The following is a 19,485-nucleotide window of genomic DNA, read 5'->3' as shown; positions in this document are numbered from 1 at the left end:
CATGACAATGCTAAATGTAGAAGGGCTGTGCAAAACCTTTGTGCTGCACAACCAGCAAGGGGCGCGGTTGCCGGTCCTTAACCAGGTGTCACTACAAGTAAACGCCGGGGAGTGTGTGGTCTTACACGGCCACTCAGGCAGCGGTAAATCCACGCTACTGCGCACGCTTTACGGCAACTATTTGCCGGATTCGGGCAGCATCAACGTTAGCCACAAGGGCGAACAGGTTGATTTGGTGACAGCCAGCGCCCGGCAAATTTTGGCGTTGCGGCGCGATACGCTGGGCTGGGTGAGCCAGTTTTTGCGCGTGATCCCGCGCATCAGTGCGCTGGAAGTGGTGATGCAGCCTTTGCTGGAGCGGGGCGAAGCGCGCGATGTGTGCGAAGACAAAGCCCGTGAATTACTCGCCCGCCTCAACGTACCGCAACGTTTATGGTCACTGGCACCTGCCACGTTTTCCGGCGGCGAGCAGCAGCGGGTGAATATCGCCCGCGGGTTTATCGCCCAGTCGCCAGTATTGCTGCTGGATGAACCCACCGCGTCGCTGGATAACAAAAATTGCACAGCAGTGGTGGCACTGATTGAAGAAGCCCGCAACCGTGGTGCGGCAATTGTCGGCATTTTTCATGACCGCGAAGTCAGAGAACGGGTGGCAAACCGCCTGCATATCATGAACCCCCAGGTGGCGGAGACAGAAGCATGATTATCAACAATGTACGTATGGTGCTGGATCAGGAAGTGGTTTCCGGCTCACTGGAAGTGCGTGATGGGGTGATTAGCAGTTACAGTGAAACCGCCAGCCAACTGCCACAGGCGCTGGATGGTGAGCAGGACTGGTTACTGCCGGGGCTGGTTGAGCTGCATACCGACAACCTGGATAAATTTTTCACCCCGCGCCCAGGTGTGGACTGGCCAGCCCATTCTGCCATGAGTAGCCACGATGCGCTGATGGTCGCCAGTGGTATTACTACGGTACTGGATGCCATTGGTGTGGGTGATGTGCGTGACGGCGGCCACCGCCTGGATAACCTGGAAAAAATGATAGGCGCGATTCAGGAAAGCCGCGGCCGGAATGCCAACCGGGCCGATCACCTTTTGCATTTGCGCTGCGAGCTACCTTACCACGCCACGCTGCCGTTGTTTGAACAATTGATGAACACCGATATCCTGCGTGTGGTATCACTGATGGACCATTCACCAGGCCAGCGCCAGTATGCTTCGCTGGAGAAATTCCGTGAATATTACCAGGGCAAATACCAACTGACAGATAGCGAAATGGCAGCGTTTGAAAGCGAGCAGGTTGCTCTGGCGGCCCGCTGGTCACGCCCCAACCGTGAAGCGATCGCTGCATTATGCCGTGAGCGCGGCCTGGCACTGGCCAGCCACGATGATGCCACGGCGGCGCATGTGGATGAATCCTGTGAAATGGGCAGCGTAATAGCAGAGTTCCCTACCACATATGAGGCTGCACAGCATTCACGGGACAAAGGCCTGCGCATCCTGATGGGCGCGCCGAACATTGTGCGCGGTGGTTCGCACTCAGGGAATGTGGCAGCGCACTGCCTGGCAACCAGTGGCCTGCTGGATATTCTGTCATCGGATTACTACCCGGCAAGCCTGCTGGATGCTGCGTTTCGCCTGGCGAAAGATGAGCGTAACGCACTGAAACTCCCGGCAACTATCGCCATGGTGACGGCAAACCCGGCGCGGGCGATTGGCCTTGCCGACCGTGGGCGTATTGCCGAAGGATTGCGGGCAGACCTGGTCCTGGCGCATACCCACCACGGGCATGCACAGGTGCGCCATGTCTGGTCGCAAGGGAGACAGGTTTACTGATGGCGCGGTTAATCTGGCTGACAGGGCCTTCGGGTTCAGGGAAAGACAGCCTGCTGGATGCCTTGCGGGCGCAAGCGCCTGCCGGGCTGGTTATCGCCCACCGGTACATTACCCGCCCGGCCTCTGCGGGCGGGGAAAACCATGTGGCACTGACTACCACAGAGTTCCATCGCCGCATACAGGCAGGGTTGTTTGCATTGCACTGGCAGGCCCATGGCTGTGAGTATGGGCTGGGTGTGGAAATTGACTTGTGGTTACAGCGGGGGCTGAATGTTCTGGTAAACGGCTCCCGCCAGCATTTGCCTGCTGCCCGGAAACGTTATGGCGATAAGCTGTTTCCCGTGGTGCTGCAAGTCTCTTCAGATGTGTTAGCCCGGCGGCTACGCCTGCGGGGGCGAGAAGACGAAGCGGCTATCGCTCTGCGTTTGCAACGCAACGTTTGCGTTCCTGAACCCGATGCCATCTGCCTGAAAAACGATGGCGCGCTGGAGGAAACCCTGGCGGCGTTTAACCAGTTGCTGGAGGGCAACGCATTATGCAACTCACCTTTTTAGGCACCGGTGGCGCGCAACAAGTGCCGGTCTTTGGTTGTGGCTGCCTTGCCTGCCAGCGTGCCCGGCACGATAACCGCTATGCCCGTGGCCCGTGCAGCGCCTTGCTCCAGGCCGGTGAAGAAAAGATACTCATTGATGCCGGGCAGTGCCACCTTGAGCAGCGCTTTGCGCCAGGCGAACTGAGCCGGATAGTGCTCACCCACTACCATATGGACCATGTCCAGGGGCTATTCCCGTTGCGTTGGGGCATGGGGGAACCGATCCCGGTGTTTGGCCCGCCAGACTCACAAGGTTGTGATGATTTATTCAAACACCCCGGAATCCTGGATTTTCAGGCACCTTTCACGCCTTTTGAGCCTGTTCAGTGGCCGGGCATGACCGTCACGCCAGTACCTTTACAGCACTCAAAAATCACCTTTGGCTATGTTTTCAGGAAAAACGGTGACCCCGGTAATACCCTGGCCTGGCTGTGCGACACCTGCGGGCTACCACCTGAAACGCTGGCATTTTTGCAAAACGCACCGCTGGGTCACCTGGTGCTGGATTGCAGCCACCCGCCTGGCGGCACCCCGCCGCGTAACCATAACGACATCACTCAGGCGTTGGCGATTCACCATGCGCTACAACCGCAGCACACCTGGCTTAGCCATATCAGCCACGGGCTGGATAACTGGTTGCAGGAAAACCGCCTGCCAGCATCTGTTTCCCCCGCATGGGATGGCATGACACTGGCCCTGTAACCGCTAACTGCGGGTTGTTCACCGTTTAATCATTTTACTGTCATTAAACGTTCATCTGCGCTCGCCTTAATAGGGGCACCTTAACCGACAGATGGCAATGACAATGAACATGGCGCAGGCACTCTTAAAATCCACCTTAGCAGCCCCACAACCCCAGCTTCAGACGGTTGCACAGCATACGGTGTTGAGCGTGCAGGATTTGTGTAAATCCTGGAATGGTCAGCACAATGTTCTGGATGGCATCAGTTTTGATCTCCATGCCGGTGAGCTGGTGGGCGTGATTGGCCGCTCGGGGGCAGGGAAATCCACACTGTTACATGTGCTCAATGGCACGCATACCGCCACATCCGGGCATATCCTGAGCCAGGAAGACGACGATGACGAGCGGGATATTACTGAACTGCATGGCCGGGCGTTACGCCAGTGGCGCAGTGAGTGCGGCATGATCTTCCAGGACTTTTGCCTGGTACCGCGCCTGGATGTGTTAACCAACGTGCTGTTGGGCCGCCTGAGCCAGACCAGCACATTAAAATCCCTGTTTAAAATTTTCCCGGACAGCGACCGTGCACGGGCTATTGAATTACTGGAGTGGATGGGCCTGCTGCCCCATGCTCTGCAGCGTGCCGAAAACCTGTCCGGTGGCCAGATGCAGCGCGTGGCAATCTGCCGCGCCTTAATGCAAAACCCACGAATTTTGCTGGCAGATGAACCCGTTGCCTCTCTCGACCCGAAAAATACCCAGCGCATTATGGATGCCCTGAAACAGGTGAGCCAGCGCGGGATCAGTGTGATGGTCAACCTGCATTCAGTGGAACTGGTGCAAAGCTATTGCTCACGCGTGATTGGCATTGCCAGCGGGCGAGTGGTGTATGACGGGCACCCGGCAAGTTTAACGGAAGACATCCTGCAACAACTCTATGGCGATGAAATCAGCCAACTCCACTAACGCACTCTTACCAACAAGACTCACAGGCAAATGATAATGAAAAGGCAGAAAAACCTTATGAAACACTCCTTTCGTTCACTGGCACTGATGGCTGGCGTATTCATGGCCGGGAACGCAATGGCGGCGGATGCGCCAAAAGAACTGAATCTGGGGATTTTGGGTGGGCAAAATGCCACACAGCAAATTGGCGATAACCAGTGTGTCAAAACGTTCTTTGATAAAGAACTGCATGTAGATACCAAACTGCGTAATTCGTCTGACTACTCTGGTGTTATTCAAGGGTTACTGGGCGGCAAAGTAGATATGGTGCTGAGTATGTCACCCTCGTCTTACGCATCGGTATATATCAACAACCCAAAAGCGGTGGATATTGTGGGGATTCTGGTGGATGACAAAGATCAGTCACGGGGTTACCACTCTGTCGTGATCGTTAAAGCCGACAGCCCGTATAAAAAACTGGCAGATCTGAAAGGGAAAGCGTTTGGTTTTGCCGATCCGGATTCCACTTCGGGCTACCTGATCCCGAACCATGCCTTCAAACAGCAGTTTGGCGGCAATACCGATAACAAATACAACAACTTTTTCTCCAGCGTAACCTTCTCTGGCGGCCATGAGCAGGACATCCTGGGTGTACTGAACGGCCAGTTTGCCGGTGCCGTTACCTGGACCTCACTGGTGGGCGACTATAACACCGGTTATACCTCTGGTGCCTTTGGCCGCCTGATTCGTATGGATCACCCAGATCTGATGAAGCAGATCCGCATTATCTGGAAATCGCCGTTGATCCCTAATGGCCCGATCCTGGTAAGCAACAGCCTGCCTGCCGATTTCAAAGAAAAGGTCATTGAAACCATTAAGAAACTGGATAAAGAAGACCATGCCTGCTTCGCTAAAGCAGTGGGTGGCGAACAGCATGTTGGCCCGGCAAGCGTTGCCGATTACCAGCAAATCATTGATATGAAACGTGAGCTGGTCACAGCCCGTTAAGTTATTCGGTACAGACGCCCGGTAATTTCACCGGGCGTTGTTTTACCGCAGGTAGCGCACATGACGTCGAACACCGAGTTTGAACAGTATTACCAGCAAGTTAAGCGCCAGCAAAAGCGCGATACCTTGCTTTGGTCCCTGGTTTTACTGGGGTTGTACCTGGCCGCGGGCAATGTGGCGGAATTCAGCCTCACTACACTGTGGCAGTCTTTACCACACTTCTTTGATTACCTGTTTGAAACCCTGCCAATACTGCACTGGAACCAGTTGTTTGCCGACGGGCACACGAAAGGCTCGTTACTGTACTGGGGCTACCGGTTACATATTCAGCTACCGCTGATTTGGGAAACGCTGCAACTGGCACTGGCGTCTACCCTGGTCGCCGTTGCACTGGCGGTGGTGCTGGCTTTTATGGCGGCAGGCAATACCTGGACACACCCGGCATTGCGTTATGGCGTGCGTTCACTGGTGGCATTTTTGCGCACTATGCCAGAACTGGCCTGGGCGGTGATGTTTGTGATGGCATTCGGCATTGGGGCGATTCCCGGCTTTTTGGCACTGGCGCTGCATACCGTGGGCAGCCTGACCAAACTGTTCTATGAAGCCATAGAAAACAGCTCATCGCGCCCGGTGCGCGGCCTTGCTGCCTGTGGTGCCAGCCGCTTGCAACGTATGCGCTTCGCACTGTGGCCACAGGTGAAGCCACTGTTTTTATCTTACAGCTTTATGCGTATGGAAATTAACTTCCGCTCTTCCACCATTCTGGGGTTGGTTGGCGCGGGCGGCATCGGCCAGGAGCTGATGACCAACATCAAGCTCGACCGTTACGACCAGGTGAGCATTACGCTGCTGCTGATTATCCTGGTGGTGTCGTTACTGGATTTGTGCTCAGGCCGGTTGCGCCGCTGGGTGCTGGAGGGAAAAGCATGAGTGTGTGGCAAACGGAACCGAATATCGCCCAATGCCGGCGTTCTCACCCGGAATTATTTCGGGCACAACGGCGCTATTTGCGCGGTGTCGCTCTTCTGGCGTTGGCAGTTGTGGCTTATTACGTCTGGTTTTTCCTGCAGTTTGGCATTACTGCGGAACAGTTCACTCGTGGTATGGGGCAACTGGGGCGTTACTTTGCCCGCATGTTTGTCTGGCATGATTTTGCCTCCTGGCCCTTTGGGTATTACCTGGGGCAAATTGGTATCACGCTGGCGATTGTGTTTGCCGGAACCCTGACGGCAACATTCATTGCACTGCCTCTGTCTTTCCTTGCTGCCCGTAACGTAATGCAGGGCCGGGTCAATGGCGTTGTTGCTCTGCTGATGCGCCGCCTGTTTGATGTGCTGCGCGGTGTGGACATGGCGATTTGGGGGCTGATTTTTGTGCGGGCCGTGGGGCTGGGGCCACTGGCGGGTGTACTGGCAATCGTGATGCAGGACACGGGCTTGTTAGGGCGTTTATACGCAGAAGGCCATGAGGCGGTGGAACGTTCGCCGGGTCGGGGCCTGAGTGCTGTCGGTGCCGGGAATGTGCAAAAGCACCGTTTCGGTATTTTCACACAATCTTTCCCGGCGTTTTTGGCGCTGAGCCTGTACCAGATAGAATCCAACACGCGTTCAGCGGCGGTTCTGGGGTTTGTCGGGGCCGGTGGGGTGGGCCTGGTGTATGCCGAAAATATGCGCCTGTGGAACTGGGATGTGGTGATGTTTATCACCCTGATTCTGGTTGCCGTGGTGATGGCGATGGATGTGGCATCTACCTGGTTACGCCAGCGTTATATCACCGGCAAAACGGTGCCCCTGTTTGAAACCCGGTAATGAGTTTCACGCCTTGTAATGTTTTAAAACCGGGCAATTTTTGCCACAACGTTTCCGTGCCTGTGCCGCTGTCCCGGTGCAGGCACAAGCGTGGAACCCGGTTGTTAGCACTGTGTTGATTTTGTTCGCTTTTCGTTAAATCAACAAGTTGCGCACAGATTGCGCTTTGAGCCATGAAAAAAGTGTGTGTAGAATACCCCACTCACTTAAGGAATTACTCATGCCTCAACGTTTGTTCCTCTTTCTGGCGCGCTACCTGAAACACGGGGTTATCACCCCGGTGCTGTTTCTGGCTGCCTGCTGGCTGGTGGGCAATTCACCGTTGGCTCAGGCGAGCGAATCCACCCCTGGCACGCACCTCTCTGCACCTGTTACCACGCATTACAGCCATGTCAGCCACAATATGGCCATGCTGCACACGATGGCGATGCGTACCGCGGTAGACCGTATTCTGTGTGAGAAAAATTGCCACCCGGATTATGGCAAGCTGCAGCACCACAAGCTGCAACCTGAACCTGTTGCCATGGAATCCGGGCTGTTACTGGTAGAACGCTGGGAGCGTGACTGCGTTCAACCTGTGTCCTGGCATGTCCCGCCCAGCACTGGCCCTCCTGCCGAAATTCGTTTTTGCCGTTTCAGAGAATAGATCTACCCGTTTTTCACCTGTTTGGTGGCCTTTTGGCCGTTTGTGAAAATTTGGGAGACTTCTCTAATGAAACTGTTATCTGTCCGTTCTGCTGCCCTGCGCGGCACTCTGTTAGTTACCGCTTTATCTGCTGCAACACTGTTATTAACCGCACCCACTTCCGCTTTGGCTGAATCCATGCACGATATGCAAGGCATGCAGGATATGCCAGGTATGAACGCGCCTGCTGCACAGCCTGCGGATGTCATTACCACCACCGGAGTTGTGAAAAATTGGGGGGCGGAAAAAGTCTCGATTGCTCACCAGGCTATTCCACAACTTAACTGGCCCCCTATGACCATGCAGTTTTCCTTGCAGGGTTACCAGGGGCAGGCTTTTGCCCCCGGCCAGCACATCACCTTTGCGTTTAAACAGGTGACAACGGGTTATCAACTGGTTTCCGCCAGCAAGAAATAACACCGGAGTCACAATGAAAAGACCATTGAAAATGGCGGCCTGCGGGCTGCCTGTCCTGCTGTGGCTGTCTGCCGCGCAGGCAACCACTCTGGAAGCATCGTTGCAGGCGGCTCAGGCCTGGTCGGCGGGCCTGTCGGCCAATGCTCACCAGGTGAATGCCCTGGAAAATATGGCTGTTTCGGCAGGCCAGTTACCTGACCCTAAATTGTTGGTAGGGGTAGACAACGTGCCGGTGCAGGGCAATAACAGCCACCGTCTTACCCGTGAAGGTATGACGATGGAGAAAATAGGCATTAGCCAAACCTGGGTGAGCGGCACCAAACGCCAGCGCAAAGTGGACACCCTGCAGGCACAGGCGCGTGAAGTTGAAGCAGGTAAAGACGTGATACTCGCACAGTTACAACGCGATACCGCCCAGGCCTGGCTCACACTGGCGATTGCCCGGAAAACCCTGACTGCCATTGATGCGCAACTGGCAGAAACTCAACGCCAGGTGGCGGTACAAAAAGCCTCGGTTGCCAGCGGCAGCGCCCAACCAGACAGTACCGTGGATATTAGCCTGGCGGTGAATGACATGCTGAATTTGCAGGACAATGCCCGCCGGGATATTCAGGTTGCACAGGCGCGTCTGATGCAACTGACTGGCGAGGAAATAACGCAAACCAGTGGCCCTTTCCCGCGCATAGAACGTTTGCCCGCTTCGGCCGCAGTGTTGCTGGAAGGTGTGCAACAGCACCCGGAAATTATCCAGGCGGCACGGGCGGCCGATGTGGCGAAAGCGCGTTCACAGCAATCTGCAGTAGCCGGGCAGCCGGATGTCGGTGTGCAGGTCTATTACGGTCACCGTGGCGATGGCATGGATGACCTGGCAGGTATTCAACTGTCGGTGGATTTGCCGCTGTTTCAGGGCAAGCGGCAAGATAAAGACTATTCAGCGGATCTCTCCCGTGCCATGGAGGCAAAAGACCAGTTGACGTTACTGGTGCGTGAACATAAGGCGCAACTCAATGCGCTGATTGCGCAGTACCAGTCTGCACAGGCGATTTACCAACGCCAGCGCGACACGGTATTGCCATTATTGCAGGCCAAATACCGGCTGACAGAAGCGCAGTATCGTGCCGGAAACAGCACACTGACCGCATTGCTGGCCGCAAGGCGCGCACAACTTAACGGCAACGTCGCCCTCAGTAATAACCAACAAGCCATGGCAACAGCCTGGGCCGCCATCCGCTACCTCACCGTGCAGGACTCACCACAATGAAACCGCAATTACGTCGTATTAGCCTGATGGCGCTTTGTGCCGTTGTTTTAATCTCTGCCGGCTGGTTTGCCGGTAAACACAGTAGCGGGGACACTGCTAACACAAGCGATCAAGCCGCAGCACCTGGTGCTGGCGGTGAGCGTAAAGTGTTGTACTGGTATGACCCAATGACGCCGGGTACCCGGTTTGATAAACCCGGTAAATCGCCCTTTATGGATATGGACCTGGTGCCACGCTACGCCGATGAAGAAGGGCAACCGGACGGCGTGCAGGTCAGTGCCCGGCAGCAACAGAACCTTGGTGTGCGTACTGCCGACGTCACAAAGCGGGTTATGGAAGCCCGCCTGGATGGCTATGGCACGGTGGCTGTGAACGAACGCACCCGGGTAACGGTGCCTGCACTTGCCAGCGGCCTGGTGGAAAAACTGTATGTGAATGCACCACAGCAATTTGTGCACAAAGGTGAAGCCCTGGCACAGTTGTGGATCCCGCAATGGGCAGCGGCTCAGCAGGAGTACCTGGCTGTCAGAGCATTGGGCGACGCAGCATTAAACCACGCGGCGCGTGAACGTCTTGCTCTGCTATTTATGCCAGAAGAGATAATTCGCCAGGTGGAACGTACCCATAAGCCACAAACCAGGGTAACCGTGCGCGCTTCCCAGGCCGGTTATATTAACCAGTTAGATGTGCGTGAAGGCGCGCAAGTGTCAGCTACCCAGGCATTGTTTGATGTCGCGGCACTTAACACCGTCTGGGCTGTGCTGGATTACCCGCAAAACCAGGCAGCACTGGTTCATACCGGTAGCGAGGTCACCGCCACCACTCAAGCCTGGCCGGGCAAAGTTTTTCAGGGCAAGGTCACCGAAGTATTACCAAACCTGGATGCCGATACCCGCACCCTGAAAGCGCGGGTCACACTTGATAACCCCGACCAGCAACTGCGCCCCGGCATGTACCTGCATATGGCGCTAACCCCAGCTACACAACCGGCTCCTGTACTGGCGATTCCGGAAGAAGCGCTGATTACCACTGGCAGCCAAAACCGGGTCTTGCTGGCTGAAAAAGACGGCTATTTCTCACCGCAGGCTGTCACGCTCGGTGAGCATGCTCAGGGCTTTGTCGAAGTGAAATCAGGGCTTAAGGAAGGCCAGCGTATTGTGGTTTCCGGGCAATTCCTGATTGATTCAGAAGCGAGCCTGCGTAGCGCGTTACCGGAAATGGCCGACAACACACCGGGCAATACAGCCACAGAAACCTCTACACACACAAAGGCAAATGCACCAGCGGCTGTTTCCGCGAATGGTGTGGTAGTCGCGCTGGTTGATGGCGCTGTCACCATTTCTCACGAAGCGATTCCTGCCCTGAAATGGCCACCTATGACCATGGATTTTGCGGCAACCCCGCAACAACAGCAGGGGCTGAAAATTGGCGACCATGTGATGTTCTCATTCACCATGACCGAAGATGGCGCACGCCTTGAATCCATCATGAACATGCCCACCGACGGGCATAAGGCTCAACGATGATTGCAGCAATAATTCGCTGGTCTTTACGTAACCGCCTGTTGGTTTTGCTGGCGGCGGTAATGATGGCGGCATGGGGCGTTTGGGCAGTAAAAAATGCCCCGCTTGATGCACTGCCTGATTTGTCAGACACCCAGGTGATTGTGCGGGTCAGTTACCCCGGCAAAGCGCCACAAATTGTTGAAGACCAGGTCACTTACCCACTGACCACCACCATGTTATCCGTACCCGGTGCTAAAACCGTGCGGGGGTATTCCATGTTTGGCGATGCCTACGTGTATATCCTGTTTGATGATGGCACAGACCCGTACTGGGCGCGTTCCCGTGTGCTGGAGTATTTAAGCCAGGTGCAGTCGAGCCTGCCGCCGGAAGCCCGTGCTTCGCTGGGGCCGGATGCAACGGGTGTGGGTTGGGTATATGAATACGTACTGGCCGACAAAACTGGCAAACACAGCCTGGGGGATTTACGCGCCATTCAGGACTGGATCCTGAAATATGAACTGAAAACAGTCCCCAATGTTTCGGAAGTGGCCAGTGTGGGTGGCATGGTGAAGCAGTACCAAATTGTACTGAACCCAGACCGCATGCGGGCACTGAATGTTACCCATCAGCAAGTTGCCGATGCGGTGAAAAGTGCCAACCAGGAAGGGAGTGGTGCGGTGGTTGAAATGGGTGAGGCCGAATATATGGTGCGCACCTCCGGCTACCTGAAAAACCTGCAAGACTTTGCGAATGTCGTGATTACCAGCCGCAACGGTGTGCCAGTCATGCTGTCTGATGTGGCAACGATTCGACGCGGGCCGGAATTACGGCGCAGTGTGGCAGAGCTTAATGGCGAAGGCGAGGTAACCGGCGGCATTATCATTATGCGCTCGGGTAAAAACGCCCTTGCTACCATCGATGCTGTGAAAACCCGGCTCGCTGAAGTCAAACGCAGTTTGCCAGCGGGGGTTGAAATCATCCCGGTTTATGACCGTTCGTTACTGATTAAGCACTCCGTTGAAACCCTGACCCACAAACTGATTGAAGAGTTTATTGTGGTGGCGCTGGTCTGCGCGCTGTTCCTGTTTCACTTCCGTTCGGCGCTGGTGGCAATGATTAGTTTGCCACTGGGTATCCTGGGGGCGTTTATCGTCATGCATTACCAGGGTGTCAGCGCCAATATTATGTCACTGGGCGGGATAGCCATTGCCATTGGTGCCATGGTGGATGCGGCTATCGTCATGATAGAGAACATGCACAAAGGGCTGGAACGATGGCGACATGAGCATCCGGGGCAAACACCACAAGGTAATGACTACTGGCATGTTGCCGGGCAGAGCGCGGCAGAAGTTGGCCCGGCACTGTTTTGCAGCCTGCTGATTATTACGTTGTCTTTTATTCCGGTGTTCACGCTGGAAGCCCAGGAAGGGAAAATGTTTTCGCCGCTGGCCTTCACCAAAACCTGGTCTATGGCGGTGGCTGCCGGGTTGGGGATCACCCTGGTTCCGGTACTGATGGGCTATTTTATTCGCGGAAAAATCCCTGATGAGCAGGCCAACCCGGTTAACCGTATGTTGATTCGGGGTTATGAACCACTGCTGGCCTGGGTACTGGCGCGGCCAAAAACCACGCTGGCACTGGCGGGGGTATTGTTGGTAGCGACACTGTGGCCGTTATCACGCCTGGGCAGTGAATTTATGCCCGCGCTGGACGAAGGCGATTTGCTGTATATGCCCTCTACGCTGCCGGGTATTTCGGCTCAGGAAGCCGGGCGTCTGCTGCAACTGACGGACCGGATGATTAAAACCGTGCCTGAAGTGGAGACGGTATTCGGTAAAGTGGGGCGGGCAGATACCGCAACCGACCCGGCACCGTTAACCATGCTGGAAACCACTATTCACTTTAAACCCAAAGATCAGTGGCGCCCTGGCATGACCATGAAAAAGCTGATTAATGAGTTGGATAAGACGGTGCAGGTTCCGGGTATTGCGAACGTGTGGGTACCGCCAATCCGCAACCGGCTGGATATGCTCTCTACCGGGATTAAGAGCCCGGTCGGCATCAAGGTGAATGGCGATAACCTGGCGCAACTGGAACAGGTCGCGGAACAGATTGAGCGTGTGGTGAAAACTGTACCCGGCGTCACATCGGCACTGGCAGAACGCCTGGATGGCGGGCGTTATATCAATATTGATATCGACCGTGCCGCCGCTGCCCGCTATGGCGTTTCCGTGCGGGAGTTACAGTCTGTGGTATCGAGCCTGGTGGGCGGGGAAAATATTGGGCAAACCCTGGAAGGGCGTGAGCGTTACCCTATCAGCATTCGCTACCCACGGGAGATGCGTGATTCGGTACAGAAAATACGGGATTTGCCGGTGGTCACTGCATCAGGCGCACAAGTTGCGCTGTCTCAACTGGCCTCAGTGTCAGTGAGTGAAGGCCCGGCCATGCTGAAAAGTGAAAACGCTCGCTTATCTGACTGGGTGTATGTGGATATTCGTGGCCGGGATTTGCGCTCAGCTGTGTTGGCGATGCAGCAGGCGGTTAACCAGCAAGTTCAGTTGCCGCAAGGTGTGTCGTTAACCTGGTCCGGGCAGTTTGAGTATATGTCCCGTGCAGCGGCAAAACTGAAAGTGGTATTGCCAGTGACTCTGGTGATTATTTTTGTCCTGCTGTACCTGACTTTCCAGCAAGTTAAAGATGCACTGTTAATTATGGGCACACTGCCATTTTCCCTGATTGGCGGGGTATGGCTGCTCTATTTACTGGGGTACAACTTGTCGGTGGCTACAGCGGTGGGCTTTATAGCACTGGCTGGGGTGGCGGCAGAGTTCGGGGTGATTATGGTGCTCTACCTGAACCATGCCATACAGCACCAGCGCAAAGAAGGGCTGCTGACACGCCACCAGTTGCTGGCGGGGATCCACGAAGGGGCGGTATTGCGTGTAAGGCCCAAAGTGATGACTGTCGCCACGATAATGGCAGGCTTACTGCCCATTATGTGGGGTGGCGGTACAGGCTCTGAAGTGATGCAGCGCATTGCCGCGCCTATGATTGGCGGCATGATCACCGCACCGTTATTGTCGATGTTGGTGATCCCGGCGGTGTATTTGCTCTCACACCGTAAAGGTTGAGGTTTCAGCGTGCCAGGGAAGGCGCGGCAGATTGATGAAAAAGAAGGAAAAAACGTGGTTTTTCCTTCTTTTTAGTTAGCGGGCAAAAATCAACGAGTTGATTTTCCCGGTTTTTTATTGGGTCACATCCTCTGGCACTGTGCAGGCATGAGGTTTGTCATCAGCCTCGCGCGCCTTTGAAGGCGCGGCTTACTTAAAGCGAAAATGGAGGTAACTGGCGGAAGGTGTTTTGCAACCCTTCCGACCAGGCTTTACGTATGGTGGAAAACCAGGGGTCATCTTCGGTAATACGCCGTTGCCCACTGGCATCAAAACTATTGGCGCGGTAAAGCATGACATCCAGCGGCATGCCCACCGAAAGATTACTGCGCAGTGTGGAATCTATCGACACCAGCGCACAGCACATTGCCTGTTCCAGCGGCGTATCCTGGCGCAACACCCGGTCAATAATCGGCTTGCCATACTTGCTTTCGCCAATTTGGAAATAAGGCGTGTCCTGGGTCGCTTCAATAAAGTTGCCTTCCGGGTAAATATGAAACAGGCGGTGGGGTTCGCCATGGATTTGCCCGCCTAATAGCAGGTTACAGCCAAAATTAACGGTGCTGCCATTTTGCTGTGCACGGCTGTCGCGCTGGACCACTTCCTGCAATGTTTGCCCAACTAATGTGGCGGCATCATACATGGAGTGCGCCTGCATCAGGTTGGGCTCCTGCTCTGCCTGAATCCGCGCAGACAACAGGTTGATAACGCTCTGTGTGGTTGCCAGGTTACCGGCAGACTGCAACACCAGCACCCGGTCAGCATTCCGGCTGAATACATGTAATTTTTTAAACGTTGCAATATGGTCTACTCCCGCATTGGTGCGGGAGTCAGAAGCGAATACCAGCCCGTCAGACAGGCACATGGCCACACAGTAGGTCATGGAACACTCTCGTACTATTTATTGCTGTTGTTGCGCCTGCTGGGAAAACTGGCGCACTTCAGCCTCAGAAAACATAACCTCTGCGCCACCGCCCAGACGGCTGCCGCGCACCGGGCAGGCATCCAGGTAGTCCAGACCGACAGCCAGCTTCAGGTGTTGCGCCAGGCTGCGGGTATTATTGGTGATATCAAAGGCCAACCATCGGTTATCCAGCCACACTTCCACCCAGGCATGCATCGCCACGTGGTGGGTATCCTTACTGTACACATAACCGCTGACATAGCGTGCCGGGATTTGCAGGCTACGGCAACAGGCAAGAAACACATGGCTGTGATCCTGACACACACCCATCCCTCTGTCGAAGGCTTCTGCCGCACTGTCCTGTACCTGCGTCGCCCCCGGTGAATAGGGCATTCTCTCCCGCAGCGCTGCCATCAGCGAGGTCAAACTCTCCACTGGCGCATCGGGCTGAAAATAGTGGCTGGCAAAGGTGCGAATAGCATCATTCGCCTGAGTCAGCGGCGTACTGCGCAGGAAAACCAGTGGGGAAACCTGCGCGGGTTCGTCATCGGTTTCATTGCTTTCTTCGTTATCGGCAATATCGACTATCCCCTGAGCATGAATCACTATTTCTTTGTGGGGATTATCCAACGTGAGTACATGCAGCACATTGCCCCAGGTATCGGTAGTGGCCACGCTGGCACATTCAGGGAAGGTGAGCGTCCAGGCGCGAATATGCTGGTGGCCGGAGTCTTGCGGTGTCAGGCGCAAATACTGGGTACTGAATTTCACTTCTTCATCGTAGCTGTAACGGGTCAGGTGATTAATGGTGAGCTTCATACCGTCTCCAGATAAGTTTTGTGAATACTGTCTGCAAGGGCGTTGATTCGCGTTAACAGGCCGGTCAGGTAACTTTGCATATCTGCTTTGACTAAATCCTCCAGCGTGCTGAACCGTAAATCGACATTTAACTGGTGTGCTATGCGCAGGGGTTGTTGAGAGTGCTGGTTAGCCACCAGTTCAAGCTGGCCGACAATATCTTCAATGCAGGCGCGTAATGAGCGCGGTACGTCGTTGCGCAAAATTAGCAACTCCGCCACGGTTTCACGGGTAACAGGCTGGCGATACAAGCTGTTATAAGCTTCCCTGGCACTCACGGCGCGTAACAGGGTATCGAGCCGGTAATATTCGCGAACGGAATCCGGGTCGTTACTGATTTGCTGGTCTTTAACTAACAGAAGCTGTGTGGTTGCCTGAGCGCGTTCGATAAGTGTACCAATGCGAATAAAACACAGAGCATCGTTACGCAGCAACGTACCAAAAATCGCACCACGAAACAGGTGAGCACGGTCTTTTACCCAGTCAAAAAAGGCATCGGCACCAATGTTCACCACACCTTGCTTGCGCAATTTTTTCAACTGAATGCGCGTGGTGTTAATACATTCCCACACTTCTGCCGACAGGCTGCCTCTTACCGCGTGAGCATTGTTCCATGCCAGTTCAACACAACTGCAAATACTGCTGGGGTTGTTACTGTCCATCGCAAAGAAATTCAGCAAGTTATCCATCGAAAAACGGGCATAACGCGCCTGAAACAAGTCGTGGGTCCACGACAGGTTCAGGGGTAACGCCAAATCCCGTTGTTGCTGGCTGTGGCGCGGCATCATGGAGAGTTTGTAAGTAACATCCAGTATCCGGGCGAAACTTTCTGCTCGTTCCAGATAGCGGGCCATCCAGAACAATTCACTGGCTGTGCGGCTTAGCATGATTCATCGTCCTCCATTACCCAGGTGTCTTTGGTTCCCCCGCCCTGAGACGAGTTCACCACCAGTGAACCTTCCGTTAGTGCTACGCGGGTTAACCCACCCGGCACCAGGCGGGTTTCCTGCCCGGACAGCACAAAGGGGCGCAAGTCGATATGGCGTGGGGCCAGCCCGTCATCCACAAACGTGGGGCAGGTGGACAACGCAAGGGTTTCCTGGCCGATATAATTCGCCGGGTTTGCCTGCAGGCGCTCACGGAAGGCTTCCACTTCACTGCGTGTCGCCCTGGGGCCAACTAACATGCCGTAGCCGCCAGCACCATGCACCTCTTTCACCACCATCTGGTCGAGGTTGTTGAGCACGAATTTCAGGTCTTCGGGTTTGCGGCATTGCCAGGTGGGAATATTGTTGAGAATGGGTTGTTCGCCGAGGTAAAAGCGGATCATTTCCGGCACATAAGGGTAGATGGATTTATCATCCGCCACACCAGTGCCAATGGCATTGGCCAGCACCACGCCGCCTGCCCGGTACACCGAAAGCAGGCCGGGCACACCGAGCATGGAATCTGCGCGGAAGGCCAGCGGGTCAAGCCAGGCATCATCAATACGGCGGTAAATCACATCAACCCTGCGCGGCCCTTCCGTGGTGCGCATATACACTGCGCCAGATTTAATAAACAGGTCGGCACTTTCAACCAGCTCCACCCCCATTTGCTGGGCCAGAAAACTGTGTTCAAAGTAGGCGCTGTTAAACCGCCCAGGCGTCATCACCACCACGCAGGGGTCATCTACCGGTGAGCTTTCGCGCAGTGTTTGTAACAAGTAGCCAGGGTAACGTTCCACCGGGGCGATATGCTGGTTGGCAAACATCTCCGGGTATAACCGCATCATCATTTTGCGGTTTTCCAGCATGTAAGACACACCAGAAGGTGTGCGCAGGTTATCTTCCAGGACGTAATAATTACCGTCACTGTTGCGAACCATGTCCACGCCCGTAATGTGGGCGTAAATGTGGTTATGCAGGTCAATACCAATCATACAGGGCTGGAACTGTTCATTGGCCAGCACTTGTTCAGCGGGGATTAACCCGGCTTTAAGAATGGTTTGGTCGTGGTAAATATCATGGAGAAAAGCATTGAGCGCTTTAACGCGCTGGCGAATGCCCTGGTCGAGCTTTTTCCATTCATCGGCGGGAATAATGCGCGGTACGCTGTCAAAAGGGATTAACCGTTCCGTTCCTTCATCTTCACCATAGACATTAAAGGTAATGCCGATACGGTGAAACAGCAGTTCTGCCTGCTCTTTTTTCTGGCGAATGGCAGTTTGGTCCGTATTTTGAAACCATTGCCACCAGCCATCATAGTGTTGGCGTTGTTTTCCTTCTGCCGTCAACATTTCATCGTAATACACGCCATCCGGTACGGTTATTTTTATCATTACGCGCTCCAGTTATTACGTAATCAGGAATAACTGAAAGGGAACACGCACAAACCGTGCCATAGTAATTATCTGTTTGATTATTATAATTTTATCGGTGGTGTTGCCCTCTGTGCAGTGATTTTAGTTAAGACGGCTATCTCGGCTTTTGCTTTATTATGGTGCAAAAAAATAACAATTCTGGCAGTTCAGGCGGGAAGTGTGCTTTCTGCGTCGTTAAATGCATTGAGTAATAAACGCCACATATGATGCGCGGCCGGGGTGAAGCGGCGGTCAGAGTTGCGCAACAAATGGCACTGGGCACTACTGGCGATGGGGTGATCTACCGGGATGGCAACCAGTTTTCCTTGCTCAATCAGCGAACTGGCGGCGAAGCGGCTCATAAATGAAATGCCTAAACCGGCCTGGCTCATCCCTTTGGCGGTAGAGAACAAGTTGCAGCGATAAGCGGGGGAAAATACCAGCCCTTTGCTTTGGAACATCGCGTTCATATGGCGCTGCAGGCCAAAGCTTTCAGTCAGTGCGATTAACCGCTGCTCCGCCAGTTGTTCAATGGTTACCCGTTCCAGCTGAGCCAGCTCATGGCCTGGCGACATCACGGCACAAATTGGCCCCCAGCGGAAACTGTGGCGCTTCAGCTCCGGGCTGCCAATAGGCCCAAACGCGACCGCCATATCCGCTTCACCCATCACAATATCGTTAAGCATTTCCTGCATGCTGGCTACACTGATTTCCACAAACACTTGCGGCCAGGACTCGGCAAACTGGGTCATCACCTCGTGAATAAACACATTGATAAGCCCGCCACCAATACGCACAGAAACAGAGCCACCGCGCATATGGCGCAAATCCCGTAAGTGGCTTTCCAGCTTTTCCCGGCGCTGGCGGCTTTCAAAGTAGTCTTCTGCCAACAGTTTCCCGGCTTCGGTGAGAATAACTGTGCGGCCACGGCGTTCCAGAAGCGGGAGTTGCAGACGGCGTTCGAGCTGACTAATTTGCCGGCTGATAACAGAAGGATTCACGCCAAGAATATCCGCAGCACGGCGGATTCCACCCTGAATACCAACTTCATACAGATAACTCACCTGCTTTTCATGGAACATATCCGGGCCTTTCATGATTGACTGTTGCTCTCAGGGCAACAATATCATCCATTAACTGGCATTCATATTCCTGTCTGGCTTCGTAATAATCGAATTTATGGTCTTGTGATGTTTTTTTGTTCAAACGGTAGATGCCATGAAACAGTAAAACAGAATTGCACCAAACCAGGGCAGTTATCCGGAATTCGGTTATTCTGTTCAGCGGCGCTTGCCGGAAAATAATAAATTTACGCGCTACAACACCAGGGAACTCTTTATAAAAAAAGAGTGGAGATCCTGCATGCAAAATAAACACTATTGCATGGGGTTCTGTATAAAAAATAAAAACAATAGTTAAAAAACACCAAACAGGCACACATCCTGCTTATATCAGGGTAATGTCAAATAA

The 19,485-nt window shown here is 54.3% G+C and carries 19 protein-coding genes; 13 read left to right on the top strand and 6 right to left on the bottom strand.

Features of this window, described 5'->3' with window-relative positions; all coding sequences use genetic code 11:
- Nucleotide 1 precedes the first annotated feature (1 nt).
- The 13 genes from phnL (at nt 2) to LC084_RS20100 (ending at nt 13,873) form a co-directional block, all read left to right on the top strand.
- Entirely contained in the window at nt 2-703 is a 702-nt protein-coding gene (gene phnL, locus LC084_RS20160; RefSeq protein ID WP_226573353.1) for a phosphonate C-P lyase system protein PhnL, read from the top strand.
- Nucleotides 700-1,836: an alpha-D-ribose 1-methylphosphonate 5-triphosphate diphosphatase gene (gene phnM / locus LC084_RS20155; RefSeq protein ID WP_226573351.1), complete on the top strand. Its 1,137-nt coding sequence runs from the start codon at nt 700-702 to the stop codon at nt 1,834-1,836. The genes phnL and phnM overlap by 4 nt, the downstream gene beginning before the upstream one ends.
- A complete protein-coding gene (phnN, locus tag LC084_RS20150; protein ID WP_226573348.1) occupies nt 1,836-2,390 on the top strand; it encodes a ribose 1,5-bisphosphokinase in 555 nt (184 codons plus the stop codon). Before phnM ends, phnN begins: the two co-directional genes overlap by 1 nt.
- Nucleotides 2,372-3,130, top strand: a complete 759-nt coding sequence (phnP, locus tag LC084_RS20145) for a phosphonate metabolism protein PhnP (RefSeq protein ID WP_226573345.1) — start codon at nt 2,372-2,374, stop codon at nt 3,128-3,130. The genes phnN and phnP overlap by 19 nt, the downstream gene beginning before the upstream one ends.
- Nucleotides 3,131-3,233: 103 nt before the next feature.
- Nucleotides 3,234-4,076 (top strand): phosphonate ABC transporter ATP-binding protein, encoded by an 843-nt coding sequence (gene phnC / locus LC084_RS20140; RefSeq protein WP_404808820.1) that lies wholly within the window; start codon nt 3,234-3,236, stop codon nt 4,074-4,076.
- Between the two features lie 57 nt (nt 4,077-4,133).
- On the top strand, nt 4,134-5,063 hold the full coding sequence (gene phnD / locus LC084_RS20135; RefSeq protein WP_226573340.1) for a phosphonate ABC transporter substrate-binding protein: 930 nt from the start codon (nt 4,134-4,136) through the stop codon (nt 5,061-5,063).
- A gap of 60 nt (nt 5,064-5,123) precedes the next feature.
- Nucleotides 5,124-5,993, top strand: coding sequence for a phosphonate ABC transporter, permease protein PhnE (phnE, locus tag LC084_RS20130; RefSeq protein ID WP_226573337.1), 870 nt, complete (start codon nt 5,124-5,126; stop codon nt 5,991-5,993).
- Nucleotides 5,990-6,871, top strand: coding sequence for a phosphonate ABC transporter, permease protein PhnE (gene phnE / locus LC084_RS20125; RefSeq protein ID WP_226573335.1), 882 nt, complete (start codon nt 5,990-5,992; stop codon nt 6,869-6,871). Before phnE (LC084_RS20130) ends, phnE (LC084_RS20125) begins: the two co-directional genes overlap by 4 nt.
- Nucleotides 6,872-7,091: 220 nt before the next feature.
- Complete coding sequence (locus LC084_RS20120) at nt 7,092-7,517, top strand: hypothetical protein (protein WP_226573331.1); 426 nt, start codon at nt 7,092-7,094, stop codon at nt 7,515-7,517.
- 66 nt (nt 7,518-7,583) lie between these two features.
- Nucleotides 7,584-7,973: a copper-binding protein gene (locus LC084_RS20115; protein ID WP_226573327.1), complete on the top strand. Its 390-nt coding sequence runs from the start codon at nt 7,584-7,586 to the stop codon at nt 7,971-7,973.
- Nucleotides 7,974-7,986: 13 nt separating this feature from the next.
- Nucleotides 7,987-9,234, top strand: coding sequence for a TolC family protein (locus LC084_RS20110; RefSeq protein WP_226573324.1), 1,248 nt, complete (start codon nt 7,987-7,989; stop codon nt 9,232-9,234).
- Nucleotides 9,231-10,760, top strand: coding sequence for an efflux RND transporter periplasmic adaptor subunit (locus tag LC084_RS20105; RefSeq protein WP_226573322.1), 1,530 nt, complete (start codon nt 9,231-9,233; stop codon nt 10,758-10,760). Before LC084_RS20110 ends, LC084_RS20105 begins: the two co-directional genes overlap by 4 nt.
- Nucleotides 10,757-13,873 (top strand): efflux RND transporter permease subunit, encoded by a 3,117-nt coding sequence (locus tag LC084_RS20100; RefSeq protein ID WP_226573319.1) that lies wholly within the window; start codon nt 10,757-10,759, stop codon nt 13,871-13,873. Before LC084_RS20105 ends, LC084_RS20100 begins: the two co-directional genes overlap by 4 nt.
- A gap of 193 nt (nt 13,874-14,066) precedes the next feature.
- Here LC084_RS20100 and LC084_RS20095 read toward each other — a convergent pair whose 3' ends face one another.
- From LC084_RS20095 to LC084_RS20070, 6 genes are all read right to left on the bottom strand, one after another.
- On the bottom strand, nt 14,067-14,795 hold the full coding sequence (locus tag LC084_RS20095; protein WP_226573316.1) for a proteasome-type protease: 729 nt from the start codon (nt 14,793-14,795) through the stop codon (nt 14,067-14,069).
- Between the two features lie 18 nt (nt 14,796-14,813).
- Entirely contained in the window at nt 14,814-15,635 is an 822-nt protein-coding gene (locus LC084_RS20090) for a transglutaminase family protein (RefSeq protein WP_226573313.1), read from the bottom strand.
- Entirely contained in the window at nt 15,632-16,561 is a 930-nt protein-coding gene (locus LC084_RS20085) for an alpha-E domain-containing protein (protein ID WP_226573311.1), read from the bottom strand. Before LC084_RS20085 ends, LC084_RS20090 begins: the two co-directional genes overlap by 4 nt.
- On the bottom strand, nt 16,555-17,994 hold the full coding sequence (locus LC084_RS20080; RefSeq protein WP_226573307.1) for a circularly permuted type 2 ATP-grasp protein: 1,440 nt from the start codon (nt 17,992-17,994) through the stop codon (nt 16,555-16,557). Before LC084_RS20080 ends, LC084_RS20085 begins: the two co-directional genes overlap by 7 nt.
- A 188-nt stretch (nt 17,995-18,182) precedes the next feature.
- Nucleotides 18,183-19,097, bottom strand: coding sequence for a LysR family transcriptional regulator (locus tag LC084_RS20075; protein ID WP_226573464.1), 915 nt, complete (start codon nt 19,095-19,097; stop codon nt 18,183-18,185).
- On the bottom strand, nt 19,087-19,452 hold the full coding sequence (locus LC084_RS20070; RefSeq protein ID WP_226573305.1) for a hypothetical protein: 366 nt from the start codon (nt 19,450-19,452) through the stop codon (nt 19,087-19,089). The genes LC084_RS20075 and LC084_RS20070 overlap by 11 nt, the downstream gene beginning before the upstream one ends.
- Nucleotides 19,453-19,485: the final 33 nt, after the last annotated feature.

It is taken from the genome of Mangrovibacter yixingensis, from assembly GCF_020523985.1.
GTDB lineage: Bacteria > Pseudomonadota > Gammaproteobacteria > Enterobacterales > Enterobacteriaceae > Mangrovibacter > Mangrovibacter yixingensis.
Note: the sequence above shows the minus strand (reverse complement) of the source record. Positions and strands in the feature narration are given on the sequence as shown.

Excerpts from the sequence above, each read along its gene's own strand:
- phnL (WP_226573353.1), top strand. The coding sequence starts at position 2 with ATGACAATGCTAAATGTAGAAGGGCTGTGCAAAACCTTTGTGCTGCAC.
- phnM (WP_226573351.1), top strand. The coding sequence starts at position 700 with ATGATTATCAACAATGTACGTATGGTGCTGGATCAGGAAGTGGTTTCC.
- phnN (WP_226573348.1), top strand. The coding sequence starts at position 1,836 with ATGGCGCGGTTAATCTGGCTGACAGGGCCTTCGGGTTCAGGGAAAGAC.
- phnP (WP_226573345.1), top strand. The coding sequence starts at position 2,372 with ATGCAACTCACCTTTTTAGGCACCGGTGGCGCGCAACAAGTGCCGGTC.
- phnC (WP_404808820.1), top strand. The coding sequence starts at position 3,234 with ATGAACATGGCGCAGGCACTCTTAAAATCCACCTTAGCAGCCCCACAA.
- phnD (WP_226573340.1), top strand. The coding sequence starts at position 4,134 with ATGAAACACTCCTTTCGTTCACTGGCACTGATGGCTGGCGTATTCATG.
- phnE (WP_226573337.1), top strand. The coding sequence starts at position 5,124 with ATGACGTCGAACACCGAGTTTGAACAGTATTACCAGCAAGTTAAGCGC.
- phnE (WP_226573335.1), top strand. The coding sequence starts at position 5,990 with ATGAGTGTGTGGCAAACGGAACCGAATATCGCCCAATGCCGGCGTTCT.
- LC084_RS20120 (WP_226573331.1), top strand. The coding sequence starts at position 7,092 with ATGCCTCAACGTTTGTTCCTCTTTCTGGCGCGCTACCTGAAACACGGG.
- LC084_RS20115 (WP_226573327.1), top strand. The coding sequence starts at position 7,584 with ATGAAACTGTTATCTGTCCGTTCTGCTGCCCTGCGCGGCACTCTGTTA.
- LC084_RS20110 (WP_226573324.1), top strand. The coding sequence starts at position 7,987 with ATGAAAAGACCATTGAAAATGGCGGCCTGCGGGCTGCCTGTCCTGCTG.
- LC084_RS20105 (WP_226573322.1), top strand. The coding sequence starts at position 9,231 with ATGAAACCGCAATTACGTCGTATTAGCCTGATGGCGCTTTGTGCCGTT.
- LC084_RS20100 (WP_226573319.1), top strand. The coding sequence starts at position 10,757 with ATGATTGCAGCAATAATTCGCTGGTCTTTACGTAACCGCCTGTTGGTT.
- LC084_RS20095 (WP_226573316.1), bottom strand. The coding sequence starts at position 14,795 with ATGACCTACTGTGTGGCCATGTGCCTGTCTGACGGGCTGGTATTCGCT.
- LC084_RS20090 (WP_226573313.1), bottom strand. The coding sequence starts at position 15,635 with ATGAAGCTCACCATTAATCACCTGACCCGTTACAGCTACGATGAAGAA.
- LC084_RS20085 (WP_226573311.1), bottom strand. The coding sequence starts at position 16,561 with ATGCTAAGCCGCACAGCCAGTGAATTGTTCTGGATGGCCCGCTATCTG.
- LC084_RS20080 (WP_226573307.1), bottom strand. The coding sequence starts at position 17,994 with ATGATAAAAATAACCGTACCGGATGGCGTGTATTACGATGAAATGTTG.
- LC084_RS20075 (WP_226573464.1), bottom strand. The coding sequence starts at position 19,097 with ATGTTCCATGAAAAGCAGGTGAGTTATCTGTATGAAGTTGGTATTCAG.